This window comes from Acinetobacter seifertii, assembly GCF_016064815.1.
Taxonomy (GTDB): Bacteria; Pseudomonadota; Gammaproteobacteria; order Pseudomonadales; family Moraxellaceae; genus Acinetobacter; species Acinetobacter seifertii.
On the sequence record NZ_CP065820.1, the window covers coordinates 2,526,499 to 2,544,898 of the forward strand.

Below are 18,400 nucleotides of genomic sequence, written 5' to 3' on the forward strand. Positions count from 1 at the left end.
CATTGGCACTAATTCTTTTTAAGAAGAGGAACCGATCTTTTTTATTTCGTATGTCACTTGCTCCAAATATTCAACTGGATGTTGAAAAAAGAAAGTAGTCCGAGCTACTAAAAATTCTAAGGAGATATAAATGAATATAGCTACAAAAGTCACTCCAAATATTATTGCAACAAAGGATGTGTCACTTGAAGATAAATATGTAAGTGATAACGGTACAGCATATATGACCGGCATTCAGGCACTTGTTCGCTTGCCTCTTGCCCAAACTCGCCGTGACGCGATCAATGGTTATCATACTGCTGGTTTTATTTCTGGTTATCGCGGTTCTCCTGTTGGTAACTATGATAGTTTCCTTTGGCAAGTTCAAGGATTACTTAAATCCCATAATGTTGTATTTCAACCTGGCGTAAATGAAGACTTGGCTGCTACCGCAATCTGGGGTACACAACAAGTTAACCTTTCAGGTCAAGGCAAATATGATGGAGTGTCTTCATGGTGGTATGGTAAAGGCCCGGGTGTTGACCGTTCAGGCGATGTACTCCGCCATGCTAACTTAGCTGGTACTTCTGAACGTGGTGGTGTCGTTGCTTTATTTGGTGATGACCACTCTTGTAAATCTTCTACAATTCCCCACCAGTCTGAACATGTCATGATTGGTTGCGGTATTCCAATTTTCTACCCAACATCCGTTCAACAAATTTTAGACTTTGGTGTTCACGCCATTGCTGTTTCACGTTTTTCTGGTCTGTGGACTTCAATGAAGCTGGTCAGTGAAATTGTAGAAACTTCAGCTTCTGTTCATGTCGATTTAGACCGTGTCACTCCTGTTATACCAAAAGATGTCAATTTCCCAGAGGGTGGCGTTAATATTCGTTGGCCAGATCATGGCATTCAACAAGAAGAACGTCTTTATAAATATCGCTTACCTGCTGTTTTGGCTTATGCCCGTGCGAATAAAATCAATACCGTAACATGGCCTTGTGAAAATGCCCGTATTGGTATTGCTGCAAGTGGTAAAGGTTATTTAGATACCATTGAAGCCCTACGTATTTTAGGTATTGAGGATGAAACAGCCCAACAGCTTGGGTTACGTGTTTATCAAGTTGGGCTGATTTGGCCTCTAGAACCACAAGGTCTACGTGAATTTGCCGAAGGTTTAGAAGAGCTAATTGTTGTTGAAGAAAAACGTCCAATTCTTGAGACACAAATTAAAGATGAGTTGTACTCACTTCCTGATGACAAACGTCCTCGTGTTATTGGTAAAGCAATTGACGGCAAAGGTGAATGGAGTACCTCTATTGAAGAAGCACCGCTCATTGGTCACTATGAATATCAGCCTGAACCGATTGCAAAAATGCTGGCTGCTCGCTTCTTAAAACTCGATATTCCAGAAAGCTTAAAAGTACAAATTCAAAGCAGAATCGACTTACTGCTAAAAGCAGAGCAAGAATCAAAACGTGTGATTGACCTTGCTGAACGTAAACCGTATTTCTGTAGTGGTTGCCCACATAACTCATCAACAGTCGTCCCTGAAGGTAGCCGTGCATTAGGCGGTATCGGTTGTCACTATATTGCCGTTTCACTGGACCGTGGTACCGAAACGTTCTCACAAATGGGCGGTGAAGGTGTAAGTTGGGTGGGTGCATCACCATTTACCAATGAAAAACACATTTTTGCAAACCTTGGTGATGGAACCTATTTCCACTCTGGTTACTTAGCAATTCGTCAATCTATCGCTGCAAAAACTAATATTACCTACAAAATTCTCTACAACGATGCGGTCGCTATGACAGGTGGTCAGCATGTAGATGGGCATTTGAGCGTTGCACAGTTAACTCGCCAGCTCGCTGCCGAAGGTATTAAAAAACAAGTGATTGTCACTGATGAAGTTAAATTATTAAATGAAGAAGACGGTATTGCAGCGGGTGTAGAAATTCGCCACCGTAATGAGCTTGATGCAGTTCAACGTGAGCTACGTGAAGTTACAGGTGTAACCGCTTTAATTTATGTACAAACCTGTGCCAGTGAAAAACGCCGTCGCCGTAAACGTGATGCCTACCCTGACCCGGCTGAGCGTTTATACATTAATAGTGATATTTGCGAAGGCTGTGGCGACTGTTCGAAAAAATCAAACTGCTTATCTATTGAGCCAGTAGAGACTGCTTTAGGGACTAAACGTCAAATTAACCAAAGTAGCTGTAACAAAGACTTCACTTGTGCTGAAGGTTTCTGCCCAAGTTTTGTGACTGTTCACACACGTGATATGAAACGTCCAGCTAAATTTGAAGGTATTGGTGCAGGCTGGCCGACATCACCAGTTATTCCTCAGCTATACGATGTTCCAAGTCGTATTATGGTCGGTGGTATTGGTGGTACAGGTGTTGTGACTATTGGTGCACTGCTTGGTATGGCCGCTCATCTCGAAGGTAAAGCAACACGTGTTATGGACATGGCTGGACTTGCGCAAAAAGGTGGTACGGTTTATTCATACGTTCAACTTGCAGCAACTGATGAACAAATTTCTTCTACCAAAATTCCAGCGGGCCAATGTGAATTACTAATTGGTGCCGATGCGGTAGTTGCTGGTGGTAGTGCTGCTCTATCTCGCTTAAAAGATGATGCTTTGGTTATTGTGAATGAAGACAGTACGCCTACTTCTGAGTTTATTAAATCTCGTGACTGGTATGCACCTATTAGTGATTTAATTGATCGCCTCCGTGGTCGTGTTCGTCAAGGTCAACTGGTTTCTTTGCCAGCAGCTCGCATTGCAACGCAACTGCTAGGTGATTCAATTTATACCAACCAGTTATTACTCGGTATGGCATGGCAATCTGGTCGTATTCCGTTATTACGTGAAAGCATTGAAAAAGCAATTCGCTTAAATGGTACTGCTGTTGAAAAGAACATCGAAGCTTTCCGCGTGGGTTGTCATCTTACAAGTGACCCAACTTTAGCTGCACGCTTAGTTGCGGCAATGCCAAAAACCAAAACTCCGCAAACTTTAGCTGAACTTGTTGAAGACCGTTCTGCTCGTCTAACAGACTATTGGAATGAAGCTTATGCAGCTAAATACCGCACACTTGTCGAACTAGCAGCTAAAAAGTTACCTGAAGAATTAACAGGTACGATTGCAACTCAGCTATACAGAGTTATGGCTTATAAAGATGAATATGAAGTTGCACGTCTACTAACAGGTAAAAGCTTCAAAGAATCAATTGAAACCCAATTCGGTAAAGGCTTACGTTTAACCTATCATCTTGCTCCACCAGCGTTACTTGGTGGTCTGAAAAATGTCCGTAAACGTGCGTTTGGTTACTGGATGCGTTTCCCAATGATGATGCTCGCTCGCTTACAATGGCTTCGTGAAACTTTCCTTGACCCATTTGCACGTCAAGAAGAACGTCAACACGAACAAGCATGGCGTGACCGTTACATCGCCTTTGTTGAAGCACTTGTTGAGGCACCAGACAATCATAACTTGGCAGTTGCTGAACAAATTGCAAAATTACCGGCAGAAGTCCGCGGTTATGGTCATATCAAAATGAAAGCAATGGACGCTGCAAAACAACGTTGGGATGAACTTACCCCAACACTGCTAAAAGTCCGTAACTAATAATTAAATCTCAATAAAAAAGTCGTCCTTAGGGATGACTTTTTTATTGGCTCAAATATTTATTTAGCCATTTTACGTAACGTCAAAATCTGCTCGCTTCGTCCAAATGGACCATACACGTCATGTAAAACCGCACTGGTTAAACCAATACCATCTGAGCCATATTGCTGAACGGTTTCCAGACCTAACCATTTACCTTTCGGATAACGGTGCATGTGAATCTGTAAATCAAGATTTGGGAAGCCCCAAGTAAATTCGCCTTCTTGTCTAGGCACAATCCCGTTTGCTGTATCTATCATGCCAATCAAATGGACAAAATCTGTCGTCGGCTGCCCTTCAATCATTTCTTTATCATTATTGAGCCAAACAATACCTTTACCTGCGCGATGCTGATCATCAGTTTTAGTGACTAATGTCTGAATAAAACCACCCGGCCATCTTTTCATGCCTGTCCATTCTGTAAAGGTATCTGGATGATGAACTGGTTGATCTTCAAGTCCAGCAATATCGGAACTGTCTTGAGTACACATTCGCCACGCTCTAGCCACAATGCAGGTTTTACCTTGTGCTTGCATTTCAGCTTCAATCAATTCAATGGTTTTACCGGCACGAATCACATGTGTCTTAATCGTAAATTCACCAAATGCAATCAATCCAAAAATATCAAAACTAATTCGACCAATTCGCATATCTTGTCGTGGCGAAAATTGCTCTAACTCTGCTGCGATAACTCCACTTGCAGGCGCCATGTGCTGTTCATGAGGGTTCCAAGCCCCTTGTGCATGGACAGTTGAGCAATAATGAGCAATAACTTCACCTTGAGGATCAATTGTTCTATTCAGTAATTGATAATAAGCATTCATGATTTTCTTTCCGTAGTCCTTATCCAACATCAATATTTGATGAAAATTCACGTTTTAATGCTTATGTTAACCCTCTATTTCTTTGGCTCAACTGGTTTTTCCTACCAAAAACTCATGAGTCTAAAATTACAAATTTAATCACCAGGTAAAATTTCGCAATTCAATTTCACCTAGTGATCCTAAAAATTACTAGTCATTAAAATGCAAAAGCATCTTGATCGAGTTCCATGATCGATTCAGCGCCAGACTCAATAGAAGCAGCATGGCTCTGTGTACGATGCAAAAGTTTTTGATAGAAAAACTTAGCTGTCGCTAATTTTGCTTTATAAAAAGCTTCCTCTTGTGTAGCCGATTCTAATTTTTCATAGGCAACTTGTGCCATTCGAGCCCACAAATAAGCGAACACGACGTAACTAGAAAAATAAAGATAATCCACTGAAGCTGCCCCTATTTCCTCTGGGTTGTGCTTGGCTTTCTCTGCAATCGTTTTGGTCAGTGACAACCATTGTTGCTTGAGCTCAGCTAATTTTTCTAAATAAGGTGTCAGCACTTCATTTGATTGCTGTTGACCAATAAATTGATCAATTAAATCCGTCATATTTTTTAGAAGTTTGCCTTCCGATTTGAGGACTTTACGCGCAAGTAGATCTAAAGACTGGATTTCGGTCGTTCCCTCATACAATGTTGAGATACGCGCATCACGTACAATTTGCTCCATACCATGCTCAACAATAAAGCCATGACCGCCAAATACTTGAACACCATGCTTTGCAGATTCATTGCCTGATTCTGTTAAAAAAGCTTTAGCAATTGGTGTTAAAAAAGCCAGTAACTCATCAGAGTGTTTTTGCTGTTCCTGATCTTTTGAACTTTCAACAATATCGACATGCTGAGCTAGAAAGTAAGCCAGTGCACGGCCACCTTCAGAAAAAGCTTTTTGCGTCATTAGCATCGAGCGCACAGCGGGATGCACAATAATTGGATCGGCATTTTTGTCAGGATATTGAGGACCAGATAGCGAACGCATGGCGAGCCGCTCTTTGGCATAACTTAATGCGCCTTGAAATGAAATTTCAGAAGCAGCGAGTCCTTGTACTGCCGTTCCAATACGTGCGGTATTCATAAAGGTAAACATACAATTAAGTCCACGATTTTCAGGACCAATCAAATAGCCTTGAGCACCATCAAAATTCAGTACACAGGTGGCATTGCCATGAATCCCCATTTTATGTTCAATCGCGCTACAAACGACTTTATTACGGTCCAGCACCTGACCGTCATCACTCACATTAAATTTAGGCACAATAAATAAAGAAATACCTTTAGTCCCTGCGGGTGCCTGAGGCAGACGGGCTAAAACAATATGAATAATATTTTCAGAAAGATCATGCTCACCCGCCGAGATAAAAATCTTTTCACCTGTAATTGAGTAACTACCGTCTGGCTTTGGCTCTGCTTTCGTTCTAATTAACCCAAGGTCCGAACCCGCATGTGATTCGGTTAAACACATGGTTCCCGTCCAGACACCACTAATGAGTTTAGTCAAAAACTTCTGTTTTTGTTGCTCGGTGCCATGATGCTCAATGGTTCTCATTGCGCCATGAGACAAGCCGGGATACATCGCCCAAGCCCAATTGGAACCACATAGCATTTCAGAAATGGCAATCCGCAGCAATGTTGGTAACCCTTGTCCACCATATTCTGGGTCAGCAGTTAATGAGGTAAACCCAAGCCCAGCATATTTTTGGTAGGTTTCTTTAAAACCTTTCGGAGTTGTGACTACGCCTTGATTTAAATGTCAGCCTTCCTGATCGCCATTTTGGTTAATAGGCGCCAATTCATTTTCACAAAAATCTGCTGCTGCCTCTAAGTATTGATCAATTAATTCTCGATTTACGCTTTCCTGATATTTGCTTAAACCTTGATAGTTCTGTTCTGTTTGAAGCATTTCATGCAACACAAATTGCATATCGCGTAATGGAGCTTTGTATAAAGGCATAGTTTTTTCCTTTCACTTCACTGCCTGTGTCATGGGCAGATATCGTTTTTTCCTTGAATAGACTTTTATTATTTCAATCTCACCAAAATATCAAAAAATTTCTTATAGCAAAATATATTTTCACCAATTTAATAAAATTATCGTAACTAAAAAATAAATACAAAGCATAAACACATGTTTTAAATACAAATATAGAATAAAAAGTAATTAGCGCTGCTTAATCAGAATAAATTTTAATTTTGTATTGCAAAATTTTATTCCGTAAAAATTCAATTTATAGTATTGTGATTAGACTGCTTAATCATGCAAGGACGATTTATGGAAAGCCCGAAATACACAGGTCTTGAGTTTTTAACCGCTTTAAAAAATGGTGAAGTTTCTCCATCACCTATGGCTCACACCATACCGATGGAACTCGTTGAAGTATCTGAAGGTAAAGCAACTTATAAAGTTACCCCTCGCAAAGAACATAGAAATATTCAAGGCGGTGTACACGGCGGCTTTTGCGCCACAGCTTTAGATACCGCAACAGGCAGTGCAGCTCACACTTTACTTGAACATGGCGTTGGCTATGGAACCATTGATTTAAATGTAAAAATGATTCGTCCTATGCAAATTGATACGTCTTACTATGCGATAGCCGAATTAATTAATGCGGGCCGCAATATTATTAGTACCGAAGGAAAAATCGTAGATGAAAGCGGCAAAGTGTATGCCTTTGCCTCGGCGACCTTAATGATTATTCGCAAATAAAAAAATATTGAAGCTCCTGTTTATGGAGCTTTTTCTTGCCTTGCAATTTTGTTCATTCCATAAAAATCTAAGCGATCAATCATAAAACTTAATATTGCCATCGCTAAACCTAAAGCGGCACATGCTTCCCACCCCCAATGTTTCCATGCATACACCGCAATAAAAGAACCCAAAGCGGCTCCACCAAAATATAAGGTCATATAAATTGAGTTAATACGCGAACGAGCCTCGGCCGAAATTCGGTAGACCAGATTTTGGTTAAGCACATGAAATGCCGACAAACCAAAGTACGCCATAAACACCCCAACAGCGTAGGCAACCAGAGACTGCTGTGCAAAAAATAGCGGTAGCCATGCACTTATTAATAAGCCCATACAAATCACTGCAATTTTATTCTCAAGCCCTGCCGCAATTTTCTTACCTGCCCAAGGGGTCGCAAACACACCTGCCAGTCCAACAATCCCAAATAAACCAATCTGGAAATCGTTAAAGTGATAAGGCTCATTCGCCAAAATAAAAGTCATGGTGGTAAAAATAAGAGCCAAAATTCCAAAGCCAATTCCCCCTGCAAAACCACGGCGTAGCAAATGAGGCTGATGAACTGCTAATGAAAATAGTGAACCATAAATCTGTAGAATATTGAGTTGATGGGATTTTCGCGCAACTGGTAACTTCATCCACATTACCCAAGCAAACACCAAAATGACAATTCCACTAATTAAATAAACCGCATGCCAAGACCAAACTGTAGAAAGTAAGCCTGCAATAGAACGCGCCAATAATATTCCCAAAAACAAACCACTCATGAGAGTGCCTACTACTTGAGGGCTTTTTTTCGGGCTAGCTAAACCTGCGGCGAAAGGAACTAAAACTTGAGTCGCAATCGAAAAGAATGTGGCTAAAAAGGTAAAGCCATATAAAGCTGGCAAGGTTTGACTTAAAGATAACCCTACTTGTGCAAGCCCCGTACAACACATGAGCAAGCAAATATAACTACGCTTTTCAAAAAAGTCTCCTAAGGGAACCAATATAAAAAGGCCAACTGCATATGACAGTTGGCTAATCACAATAGTTAAGGCGACTTGATCGGCATTGACTTTTAATGCTTCAGCAATTGAATAGATTAAGGGCTGGTTATAATAGTTTGAACCCGCACAAATTCCACATGTCATTGCCATGATAAAAATAAAGCTTTTTGACAGTATATTTTCTGCATTGGGCTCAACTATTTTTTCCATTTTTAACTACGCCCTATTTTAAAATTTATACATCGATACAAAGTTTACGCGTGATACATCAGCGGTTCTGCCATCAAATACTTCTCGTTTGCCTTGATGATATTCCATACCAATATCCATTTGCTCAATCGGTGAATAAAAGACGTTAGCTGCGTAGTCCGTTAGACGTCTGTTGGCATCTGGGTTGAGTTTGGCATAAGCCGTGTCGTCATCATAATCAAACATTGAAGCCGATAAATTTGCACGCCATTGCTCATTAAATTTATATGAATAACCAATATTGATGCTATTCAACTTATTCATAACCAAATCTGTTTTGTCTTCGTTTAAAGAAAAATCTCCCGCAGCATTTAAACTTGTTGAATTTGCCAGTCCACTCTGAGTGGTGTACGGCATAAATTTTTGATCACCGACTATATATTGATAATTTGCTTGCAGCGATTGTTGTGGCGTGAGTTGATATTTTAAGCCACCTCCTGCACCCCAGCTTACTTTCTTCACCGTAGCAGTTGCGACATCTGCGGATTTTTCATTTATAAAACCTTGCGCAAGAGCAGTTAAAGGCCCTTGTTTAAAAGTATAGCGCCCCGTTAAAGATGGCAATGCCGAGACTCTCGAACCTGTATATTCCAAAGCTAGTTTTAAATCATTATTCGCATCGATTTTCCAATCATAGCGAATTTGAGGAGTACGCGTATAGGAAGTTCCCACAAATTGGGTGTAATCAACAGCTTCTGTACGGGTTTCCATGTTAGACATGAGTGACCATGTTTGACCAAAGGTCCAGTCTTTATAAGTGAAAAAAGCATGACGGATACGGAATTTACCATCCCCCGTTCCCATGTTAGAGCTATCAAAGAAATCGGCTTCAATATTTCCCGTCACAGCTTTATTTGGGCTATTAAAATAAACACCGAGTCGGCTTGCATTAATCATGGCATCAGAGCGTGCATGGTTTGAACGCTTTTCACTTTCAAAAGGTGTTCGGTACAGACTGCTGGTCGTTCTACCGCCCGAGTCAGGTGATGATTTAAAATCAACCGCTGCATCAATACGGGCAATACCGTAAACCTTAACGTTATCCGTCCAAGTAACCCATGAAGGAGCAACTGGCTTCTCTGGTACAGTTGCTTTAGTTTTTTCAATGTTCTCTTCGATCTTAACGTGCTTGACCTGTAAATTATTTTGAGTTTGTTTCTGAGCAGCAAGTTCTGCTTTTAATTTTTGCAGCTCGGTTTCTAGCAAATTAATTCTTTGTTCTGTGGTATCTGAAGAATTTGCAAAAATAGTCCCTGAAGCCGCAGCGCAAGCTGCAGCTAAAATTAATTTTTTCATCTTTTAATCCTTAAAGAAGCGTTTTTTCCGTGTGTATTTAGGCTACACGTGCATCAATTAGTTCACAGTCAGTAACTGCCTGTAATTCATCAAAAGTTAAGCCGTCTACCATTTCCTTGACGTAAGCTTTTTGGTCCTTGAGTTCAATAATGCATAAATCGGTGTAAATACGGTTTACACACTGCTCACCCGTTATTGGATAACTCAGTTCTTTTACAATTTTGGGCTCACCTTTTTTAGTGACATGCTCCATATAGACATAAATCGTTTTTGCACCAACTGCCAAATCCATAGCACCGCCGACTGCTGGTACATCATCTGCTTTACCGGTATGCCAGTTTGCCAAGTCTCCATTGACCGCAACTTGGAATGCACCAATCACGCAAATGTCCAAATGACCGCCGCGCATAATGTCAAACGAGTCGCCATGATGCATAAAGCATCCCCCATCTAACAAAGTGACAAGTTCTTTTCCGGCATTCACTAAATCTTCATCTTCCTCACCCAGTTGTGGTGGAGGTCCAAAAGCCAAAACACCATTTTCCGAATGTAAAAAGATTTCTTTGTCTTTTGGCAAGAATTTAGCAACGTTGGTCGGTAAGCCAATGCCTAAATTGACATAAGAACCTTCCGGAATGTCGTTAGCAATGAGTTTGGCAATATCTTCACGAGAACGCTTTTGAACTGACATTAGATATCTCCTACTTTTACAACGTGCTGAACAAAAATTCCCGGTGTAATAATGCACTCTGGGTCAAGCGTTCCTAGCTCTACGGTGTCATTCACTTGAACAATCGTGGTCTTGGCGGCTTTTGCCATGATTGGACCAAAATTGCGGGCCGCTTTGCGATAAGTTAAATTGCCCCAGCGGTCGGCTTTATCGGCATAAATCAGTGCAAAATCAGCTTCAAGTGGATATTCAAGCACATAGTTTTTACCGTTGATGGTTCGGGTTTCTTTGCCTTCGGCAATTTTAGTGCCATAACCAGTCGGAGTAAAAATAGCACCCAAACCTGCCCCTGCGGCTTGAATACGACATGCCAAATTACCTTGCGGAACCAGTTCCAACTCAATTTTTCCCGCTCTATATAAGTCTTGAAAAACAGTGGATCCTGCAGATTTCGGAAATGAGCTAATCATTTTTTTAACACACCCGGCAATAATCAGCTTGGTTAGACCACGGTCACCCGAAGCTGCATTATTGTTTACAATGGTGAGTTCTTTTTTTCCTAAATCGATTAAGGCTTCAATTAACTCAGCAGGTTGCCCCGTCACACCAAACCCGCCTGTCATGATGGTTGCTCCATCAGGAATAGCTTTTAAAATCGGTTCAATGTCACTGGTGATTTTATTTATCATCTCACTTGTCCCTTTTCATCCTTAATTTAAGGTGACAGATTGATCTGTCACTCTGCCTTTTGCGGGTTAAATAGTCGGTCTTTAATAAATAACAATGGAATTACCCCGCAGATAAAATAAGCCGCAGCCATCACCAAAAGTCCTAAGCCAATAGAACCGTTTTGCGATAGATAACCAATTGTTAATGGAGAAAAAATTGAAAGTACTTTGCCAATGTTATAAGCGCCGCCCACCGCCGAACCTCGAATAGAAGTCGGGAAGCTTTCTGTCATATAGGTGGCATTAATTGCATATGGAATACCGTAAAGGAAACCGAAGAACAGCATCATCCATAAAATGTTGGTTGGTGTATTTAAATAGACAATAACCGGAATAAATAAGGCTGTGCCAATGGTTCCGAAAGCGAATACAGCACGGCGGCCTAATTTATCGGCAACGATCCCTGCAATTACTTTGGCAAACATCATAATCAGGAAAGTACCGACCATATACATGGCCATTTCTTTAAATTTGATGCCAAGATCAGACTCTAAATAAGCTGGTAACCAGTTACTTACGCCGTAATAACCAAACTGCAATGCACCTGTACTAATAATCCAAAGAACAAACATGGTCCCATGTTTCTTATCTCTTAAAATTTCAAGATATGGGTTTTGACGTTTTTTAGGTTGGTTACTTTGAGCGACCTCTAGCGCTTTTAATTGACGTGCTTTTTTCCAAGACTCAGGTTCAGGTACACAAAAGTGCATTAAAATTGACAACACCACAGGCGTAATCGCAATCCAGTATAGGAAACGCCAGCCGTGTTCAGGAATAATATGTCCTGCTAATAAGGTCGCTAGCAAGGAACCTAAGGTATAACCCGTCATAAGGGTAGCCAAAACAGTCGAGCGATGTTTGGTCGGAACCATTTCTGACATTAAAATATTACAGGCAATATAAAGTGCACCTAAACCCATGGCTCCAAAAGTTCTTAAAACTGCAAATTGCATATAAGAGTGTGTAAAGCCTAGCGCGCAGGTTAAAACTGAAGAATAAGCAATAAAGAACACAATAATGCGAACCCGACCAAAACGGTCACATGCCCAACCACCAATGAGTCCACCCACGGCCGAGCCAAATAGAGTCAGGCTTCCTAATGTACCAGCTTGTACACCAGTTAAATGAAATTCTGTTTTAAGACTGGTCAGGCTTAATGCCAAAAAACCTAAATCTGCCCCATCACATAAAAGTGTAAAAAAAGCGAATATAAATGCAGTAATCCAAATCTTTTTGGGCGTTTGAATAGCTTCAGTGCTACTCATATTTTCTGTCACAGTATTTGTTGTCATGTCCATATCCTCAGAAGGAACATGAGGCATCCAATGCCTCATGGCATTTGTTTTTTAGGTAGTAGCTTCCCTAATCATGTTTTTGGCAATAATAATTTGTTGAACTTGCGTGGTTCCTTCATATAAACGGAACAAACGCACATCGCGATAAAAGCGCTCAATGGCATATTCACTGATATAACCTGCACCACCATGAATCTGTACACAGCGGTCAGCAACGCGGCCACACATTTCAGTCGCAAACATTTTTGCGCAAGAGGCTTCCGTACTAATGTTTTCTCCATTATCACGGCGGCGAGCTGCATCTAGGACCATACATTTAGCGGCATATATTTCGGCTTTTGAGTCGGCAAGCATGGCTTGAATAAGCTGGAAGTCCGCAATAGGTTGACCAAACTGCTTACGCTCAATCGCATAATGCAATGCGTCGTTTAGCATGCGTTCAGCAACCCCAACGCTATAAGCACCAATGTGCAAACGTCCTTTATCCAGCACTTTCATAGCGGTTTTAAAACCGACACCTTCTACCCCACCAATCAGTGCAGAAGCAGGTACACGGCAGTTATCAAAAATCACATCACAGGTGTGTGAACCCTTTTGACCCATTTTTTGGTCAATTTTGCCTAACGTAATACCCGGTGTATTGGCCTCAACTAAAAAAGCTGAAATGCCACCAGACCCTTTAATTTCAGGATTGGTTCGAGCCATTACAGTGAAAGTTGCAGCATGGGGCGCATTGGTAATAAAACGTTTGGTACCGTTTAACACATAAAAATCACCATCTTTTACTGCACTGGTTTTTAAAGAGGCAGCATCAGAACCAGATTCAGGCTCGGTTAAACAAAATGAACCAATAATTTCGCCACTTGCGTAACGAGGTAAATATTTTTGCTTTTGCTCTTCTGTACCATCAATCAAAATTGCACTTGAGCCAATCCCGTTATTGGTGCCAATTAAAGAACGAAAAGCCGGTGAAGTTTGTCCAAGTTCAAATGCAACTCTGACTTCCTCTTCCATAGTGATGCCTAAGCCACCATATTCTTCGGGAATTGTAAGACCGAACAAACCAAGCTCACGCATTTGCTGCACAATGTCATCTGGAATTTTGTCTTTCTCTACCACTTCGTTTTCACGAGGGATCAATTCATTTTTTACAAAATCTCGAATTGTTGAAAGTAACTGCTCCAACATCCCTTCATCACGGATCATCTGTGATCTCCCTTTTTATGTATTTCCATCGTACCCATCAGCCATCTCCAGCTTGTCTGGATACCATGTTTTAAATCTTGTTTACTGCGGATGTGTTTCATAGTACGAGAACGAAAATACAAATTTCAAGCTTTTTTGGAAATTAATTTCGTTAAACGAAATTTAAAAATACACCATTACGTAATATCAAACACTTAGCTTATTTAATAAATCATAATTGCTCTAATCGGCTAAATAAGACTTGAAATAAATTCCAAAATAAGCATCATAAAAGGAATATAGTTTTGATGTGCGAAACAAGGAATTCAAAAATGAGTGTATCAATAGGGAATAATTTCGTAGAAGTCGACTTTTCTATTCAAAAAATAGCAGTTATTAAAATTAACCGACCTGAAGCAAAAAATGCATTGAATACAGAGGTTCGCAAACAACTAGCACAAGCTTTTACCGAATTAAGTTTTAACGATGAGATCAATGCGGTTGTGCTCACAGGTGGTGAAGAAGTCTTTGCCGCGGGTGCAGATCTAAAAGAAATGGCAACCGCAACTTCCACAGAAATGTTATTGCGTCATACGGAACGTTACTGGAACGCGATTGCTCAGTGCCCTAAACCTGTGATTGCTGCTGTAAATGGTTATGCATTAGGTGGTGGCTGTGAACTTGCAATGCACGCTGACATTATTATTGCAGGTAAAGGCGCAATCTTTGGCCAACCGGAAATTAAAGTCGGGTTAATGCCGGGTGCAGGTGGTACACAACGTTTGTTCCGCGCTATGGGTAAATTTCATGCCATGCGCATGATTATGACAGGTGCCATGGTAAAAGCCGAAGAAGCTTATATCATCGGTCTTGTTTCACAAGTCACAGAAGATGACCAAACTATTCCAACTGCGATTCAAATGGCGCAAAGCCTCGCAAAAATGCCTCCTATTGCCCTGCAACAAATTAAAGAAGTTGCACTCATGAGCGAAGACGTTCCATTAAATGCAGGCTTAACGTTAGAACGAAAAGCATTCCAGTTACTGTTTTCGACCGAAGATAAAAATGAAGGCGTTCAAGCTTTTATCGAAAAACGTAAACCGTCATATCAAGGTAAATAATTTAAAACCATAATAACAAAGGAATGAATATGACCAGAAAAGTATTAATTAGTGCAGGTGGTTCAGGGATTGGACGATGCATTGCTGAAGCATTTTTAAACAATCATGATGAAGTTTTTGTTTGCGATATTAATGCTAAAAGCCTAGAACAGTTTCAACAAGATTATCCAAAGCTGCATATACAGACGTGTGATTTGGCTGACCATGAACAAATTAAACTGATGTTTAGCCAAGCAATTTCGAAACTTGGCGGTATTGATGTTTTAGTCAATAACACAGGCATTTCAGGCCCGACCGTTGCAGCAGATGAGCTAAGTTTTGAAGATTGGAATACGGTCATTAATTTAAACCTGAATAGCACTTTTTTAATTACCCAGTTAGCCATTCCCTATTTAAAGCAAGCACAGGCAGGCGTGATTATTAATATGTCGTCTATTGCTGGCCGCTTAGGCTATCCATATCGATTGGCCTATTCCACTTCAAAATGGGGACTGATCGGTTTTACCAAAACGCTTTCTATGGAACTTGGTGCAGACAATATTCGAGTTAACGCTATTCTTCCGGGTGCAGTCGATGGTGATCGGGTTCAACGCGTACTACAGGCCCGTGCCGATGTAGCGCATACCTCACTTGAAGAAGTGACTCAAAATGCACTGAAAAATCAGTCGCTCAAATATTTTGTCAATCCAAAGCATATTGCAGATTTATGCCTGTTTTTAGCATCAGACAGTGGTCGCTCAATTTCAGGTCAAATCTTACCGATTGATGGTGATAAACAATGCTTAAGCTAAATCACCAAACCCTATTTTCCGTTTAATTTCAAATATTGATTAATCATCAGGATGATCGACATGACTTATGATATTAAAAGCATGGCTGTGATTGGTGTCGGTATTATGGGCAGCGGTATTGCTCAAATTGCTGCGCAGTCAGGTCATACCACTTATTTATATGATGCCAAAGCGGGTGCAGCAGAACAGGCCAAAGAAAAACTAGCTGCCACATTTCAAAAGTTAGTCGACAAAAATAAAATTACACTTGAGCAAGCAGCTCAGGCAAATAGCCATTTAGTTGTTGCTCATCAAATTGAAGATTTAAAAAATTGCGATCTGATTGTAGAAGCAATTGTTGAACGTCTAGATATCAAACAGAGCTTGATGCAGCAGCTTGAAGACGTCGTTTCAGAAAATGCCATTTTAGCCTCGAACACCTCTTCTCTTTCTATTACAGCCATTGCGGCAAATTGCAAAAAGCCTGAGCGTGTTGTGGGTTATCACTTTTTTAACCCAGTTCCACTCATGAAAGTAGTCGAAGTCATTCGTGGTTTAAAAACTGACCCACTTATTATTGATGCCTTAAATGATCTGTCTAGCGCATTTGGTCATCGCCCTGTTGTAGCGAAGGACACCCCTGGATTTATTATTAATCACGCGGGTCGGGCTTATGGCACTGAAGCACTCAAAATTTTAAATGAAAACGTTTGTGACATTAGTGAAATTGACCGAATTTTACGTGACGGCGTTGGTTTTAGAATGGGTCCTTTTGAATTACTCGATTTAACTGGTCTTGATGTTTCTCATCCAGTGATGGAGTCGATTTATCACCAGTACTATGAAGAAGCTCGCTACAAACCGAACCCGTTGACCAAGCAAATGCTAGATGCCAAGCAACTTGGACGTAAGGTTAATCAAGGTTTTTATAACTATGAAACTGGTTCAAAAACAGGTGAACAACCAGCCAAATTGGTAGAGCGTTTAGCACAATATCCAAAAGTTTGGATCGCTGCCGATTTCTTGGACGATAAAAAACAACTCGAAGATTATTTAACTCAGCAAAATATTGCCCTAGACACCAATTCTGAGCCACAAACAGATAGCTTATGTTTACTCGCTTGTTATGGTGAAGATACAACCCAAGCAGCCACTCGCCTAGGGGTTAATCCAAAGCACGCTGTTGCTATAGACATGCTTTATGGCATTGCAAAGCACCGCACCTTAATGCCTTCACTTGTTACCAAACCTGAATATCGTCAAGCAGCTCACTCTATTTTCAATCTAGATGGAAATATGGTCAGTATGATTAATGAAAGTATTGGCTTTGTTGCGCAGCGTGTTTTAGCCATGGTTATTAATTTAGGCTGCGATATTGCCCAGCAAAATATTGCCACAGTAGATGATATTAATGCTGCAGTACGTCTTGGCTTAGGCTATCCATTTGGACCAATTGAATGGGGCGATCAAGTCGGCAGTGAAAAAGTCTTACTTATTCTGAACCGTATAACAGCACTTACCCATGACCCGCGTTACCGCCCTAGCCCGTGGTTACAACGTCGTGTCGCACTTCATTTACCTCTTACTTTTACTCACGAGTCTTGAAAAGGAATTTCTCAATGTTAAATGCATATATCTATGATGGTTTACGTAGTCCATTTGGCCGTCATGCGGGTGAACTTGCCTCAATTCGCCCTGATGATTTAGCAGCAACCGTTATTCAAAAATTACTTGAAAAAACTGGTGTACCAGGCGCGGATATTGAAGATGTGATTTTAGGCGATACCAACCAAGCGGGTGAAGATAGTCGTAATGTGGCACGAAATGCATTATTACTTGCAGGTTTACCTGTTACTGTACCGGGCCAGACGGTAAACCGCCTATGTGCTAGTGGTTTAGGTGCCGTGATTGACTCAGCACGTGCTATTACTTGTGGTGAAGGCGAGCTCTATATTGCTGGTGGTGTAGAAAGTATGTCACGTGCACCCTTCGTGATGGGTAAAGCAGAAAGTGCTTATAGCCGTGATGCAAAAATTTATGACACCACCATTGGCTCTCGCTTTCCAAATAAAAAAATTATTGCGCAGTACGGCGGTCATTCAATGCCTGAAACGGGCGATAACGTTGCAGCCGAGTTTGGTATTAGCCGTGAACAAGCTGACTTATTTGCAGCCCAATCACAAGCCAAATATCAAAAAGCCAAAGAAGAAGGTTTCTTTGCCGATGAAATTACGCCAATTGAGGTTTTCCAAGGTAAAAAATTGCCCCCTAAACTCGTTTCAGAAGATGAACACCCTCGCCCAAGCTCAACGGTTGAAGCACTTACAAAGTTAAAACCGCTCTTTGAAGGTGGCGTGGTTACTGCGGGTAATGCCTCTGGTATTAATGATGGCGCAGCTGCACTCTTGATTGGCTCAGAAGCAGCAGGACAAAAATATGGCCTAAAACCAATGGCAAAAATCTTGTCAGCAGCAGCAGCTGGTATTGAGCCACGCATTATGGGTGCAGGCCCAATCGAAGCCATTAAAAAAGCAGTTGCGCGTGCAGGCCTTACTTTAGACGACATGGACATTATCGAAATTAATGAAGCCTTTGCTTCACAAGTTTTATCTTGTTTAAAAGGTTTAAATGTTGATTTTAATGATCCACGTGTGAACCCGAACGGTGGTGCGATTGCTGTTGGCCATCCACTTGGTGCATCTGGCGCTCGTCTTGCGTTAACAGTAGCCCGCGAGTTAATTCGCCGTAAAAAGAAATATGCCGTGGTGAGCCTATGTATTGGTGTAGGTCAAGGTCTTGCGATGGTGATTGAAAACGTTTCATAACCGTT

Annotated in this window: 13 protein-coding genes and 1 pseudogene; 6 read left to right on the plus strand and 8 right to left on the minus strand. The window is 41.0% G+C overall.

Features of this window, described 5'->3' with window-relative positions:
- Positions 1 to 130 precede the first annotated feature (130 nt).
- Positions 131 to 3,613: an indolepyruvate ferredoxin oxidoreductase family protein gene (locus tag I8T81_RS11715; protein ID WP_198071242.1), complete on the plus strand. Its 3,483-nt coding sequence runs from the start codon at positions 131 to 133 to the stop codon at positions 3,611 to 3,613.
- A 59-nt stretch (positions 3,614 to 3,672) separates the two neighbouring features.
- Here the strand turns inward: I8T81_RS11715 and I8T81_RS11720 are convergent, their stop codons facing one another.
- Together I8T81_RS11720 and I8T81_RS11725 are read right to left on the minus strand one after the other, a co-directional pair.
- Entirely contained in the window at positions 3,673 to 4,476 is an 804-nt protein-coding gene (locus I8T81_RS11720; RefSeq protein WP_198071243.1) for a thioesterase family protein, read from the minus strand.
- A 196-nt stretch (positions 4,477 to 4,672) separates the two neighbouring features.
- Positions 4,673 to 6,475: pseudogene (locus I8T81_RS11725) on the minus strand (acyl-CoA dehydrogenase C-terminal domain-containing protein).
- Positions 6,476 to 6,778: 303 nt separating this feature from the next.
- Between I8T81_RS11725 and I8T81_RS11730 the strand changes: the two are divergent.
- Positions 6,779 to 7,228: a PaaI family thioesterase gene (locus I8T81_RS11730; RefSeq protein ID WP_191000290.1), complete on the plus strand. Its 450-nt coding sequence runs from the start codon at positions 6,779 to 6,781 to the stop codon at positions 7,226 to 7,228.
- A 20-nt stretch (positions 7,229 to 7,248) separates the two neighbouring features.
- Here the strand turns inward: I8T81_RS11730 and I8T81_RS11735 are convergent, their stop codons facing one another.
- The 6 genes from I8T81_RS11735 to I8T81_RS11760 are packed head-to-tail and all read right to left on the minus strand — an operon-like array spanning position 7,249 to position 13,700.
- Positions 7,249 to 8,466: an MFS transporter gene (locus I8T81_RS11735; RefSeq protein ID WP_198071244.1), complete on the minus strand. Its 1,218-nt coding sequence runs from the start codon at positions 8,464 to 8,466 to the stop codon at positions 7,249 to 7,251.
- Between the two features lie 18 nt (positions 8,467 to 8,484).
- Entirely contained in the window at positions 8,485 to 9,801 is a 1,317-nt protein-coding gene (dcaP, locus tag I8T81_RS11740) for an outer membrane trimeric porin-like protein DcaP (RefSeq protein ID WP_198071245.1), read from the minus strand.
- A 37-nt stretch (positions 9,802 to 9,838) separates the two neighbouring features.
- On the minus strand, positions 9,839 to 10,492 hold the full coding sequence (locus I8T81_RS11745; protein WP_198071246.1) for a 3-oxoacid CoA-transferase subunit B: 654 nt from the start codon (positions 10,490 to 10,492) through the stop codon (positions 9,839 to 9,841).
- On the minus strand, positions 10,492 to 11,160 hold the full coding sequence (locus I8T81_RS11750; RefSeq protein ID WP_002048307.1) for a 3-oxoacid CoA-transferase subunit A: 669 nt from the start codon (positions 11,158 to 11,160) through the stop codon (positions 10,492 to 10,494). The genes I8T81_RS11745 and I8T81_RS11750 overlap by 1 nt, the downstream gene beginning before the upstream one ends.
- A 47-nt stretch (positions 11,161 to 11,207) precedes the next feature.
- Positions 11,208 to 12,491: an MFS transporter gene (locus I8T81_RS11755; protein WP_198071247.1), complete on the minus strand. Its 1,284-nt coding sequence runs from the start codon at positions 12,489 to 12,491 to the stop codon at positions 11,208 to 11,210.
- A 54-nt stretch (positions 12,492 to 12,545) separates the two neighbouring features.
- Complete coding sequence (locus I8T81_RS11760) at positions 12,546 to 13,700, minus strand: acyl-CoA dehydrogenase family protein (protein ID WP_198071248.1); 1,155 nt, start codon at positions 13,698 to 13,700, stop codon at positions 12,546 to 12,548.
- 311 nt (positions 13,701 to 14,011) lie between these two features.
- Here I8T81_RS11760 and I8T81_RS11765 point away from each other — a divergent pair, with 311 nt between their 5' ends.
- Genes I8T81_RS11765 through I8T81_RS11780 form a run of 4 tightly spaced genes read left to right on the plus strand, consistent with a single transcriptional unit; the run spans position 14,012 to position 18,395 of the window.
- A complete protein-coding gene (locus I8T81_RS11765) occupies positions 14,012 to 14,800 on the plus strand; it encodes an enoyl-CoA hydratase (RefSeq protein WP_198071249.1) in 789 nt (262 codons plus the stop codon).
- A gap of 29 nt (positions 14,801 to 14,829) precedes the next feature.
- Positions 14,830 to 15,591, plus strand: a complete 762-nt coding sequence (locus tag I8T81_RS11770; RefSeq protein WP_198071250.1) for an SDR family oxidoreductase — start codon at positions 14,830 to 14,832, stop codon at positions 15,589 to 15,591.
- A 60-nt stretch (positions 15,592 to 15,651) separates the two neighbouring features.
- Positions 15,652 to 17,175: a 3-hydroxyacyl-CoA dehydrogenase gene (locus I8T81_RS11775; RefSeq protein ID WP_198071251.1), complete on the plus strand. Its 1,524-nt coding sequence runs from the start codon at positions 15,652 to 15,654 to the stop codon at positions 17,173 to 17,175.
- Between the two features lie 14 nt (positions 17,176 to 17,189).
- Complete coding sequence (locus I8T81_RS11780) at positions 17,190 to 18,395, plus strand: 3-oxoadipyl-CoA thiolase (RefSeq protein ID WP_000930801.1); 1,206 nt, start codon at positions 17,190 to 17,192, stop codon at positions 18,393 to 18,395.
- Positions 18,396 to 18,400 lie beyond the last annotated feature (5 nt).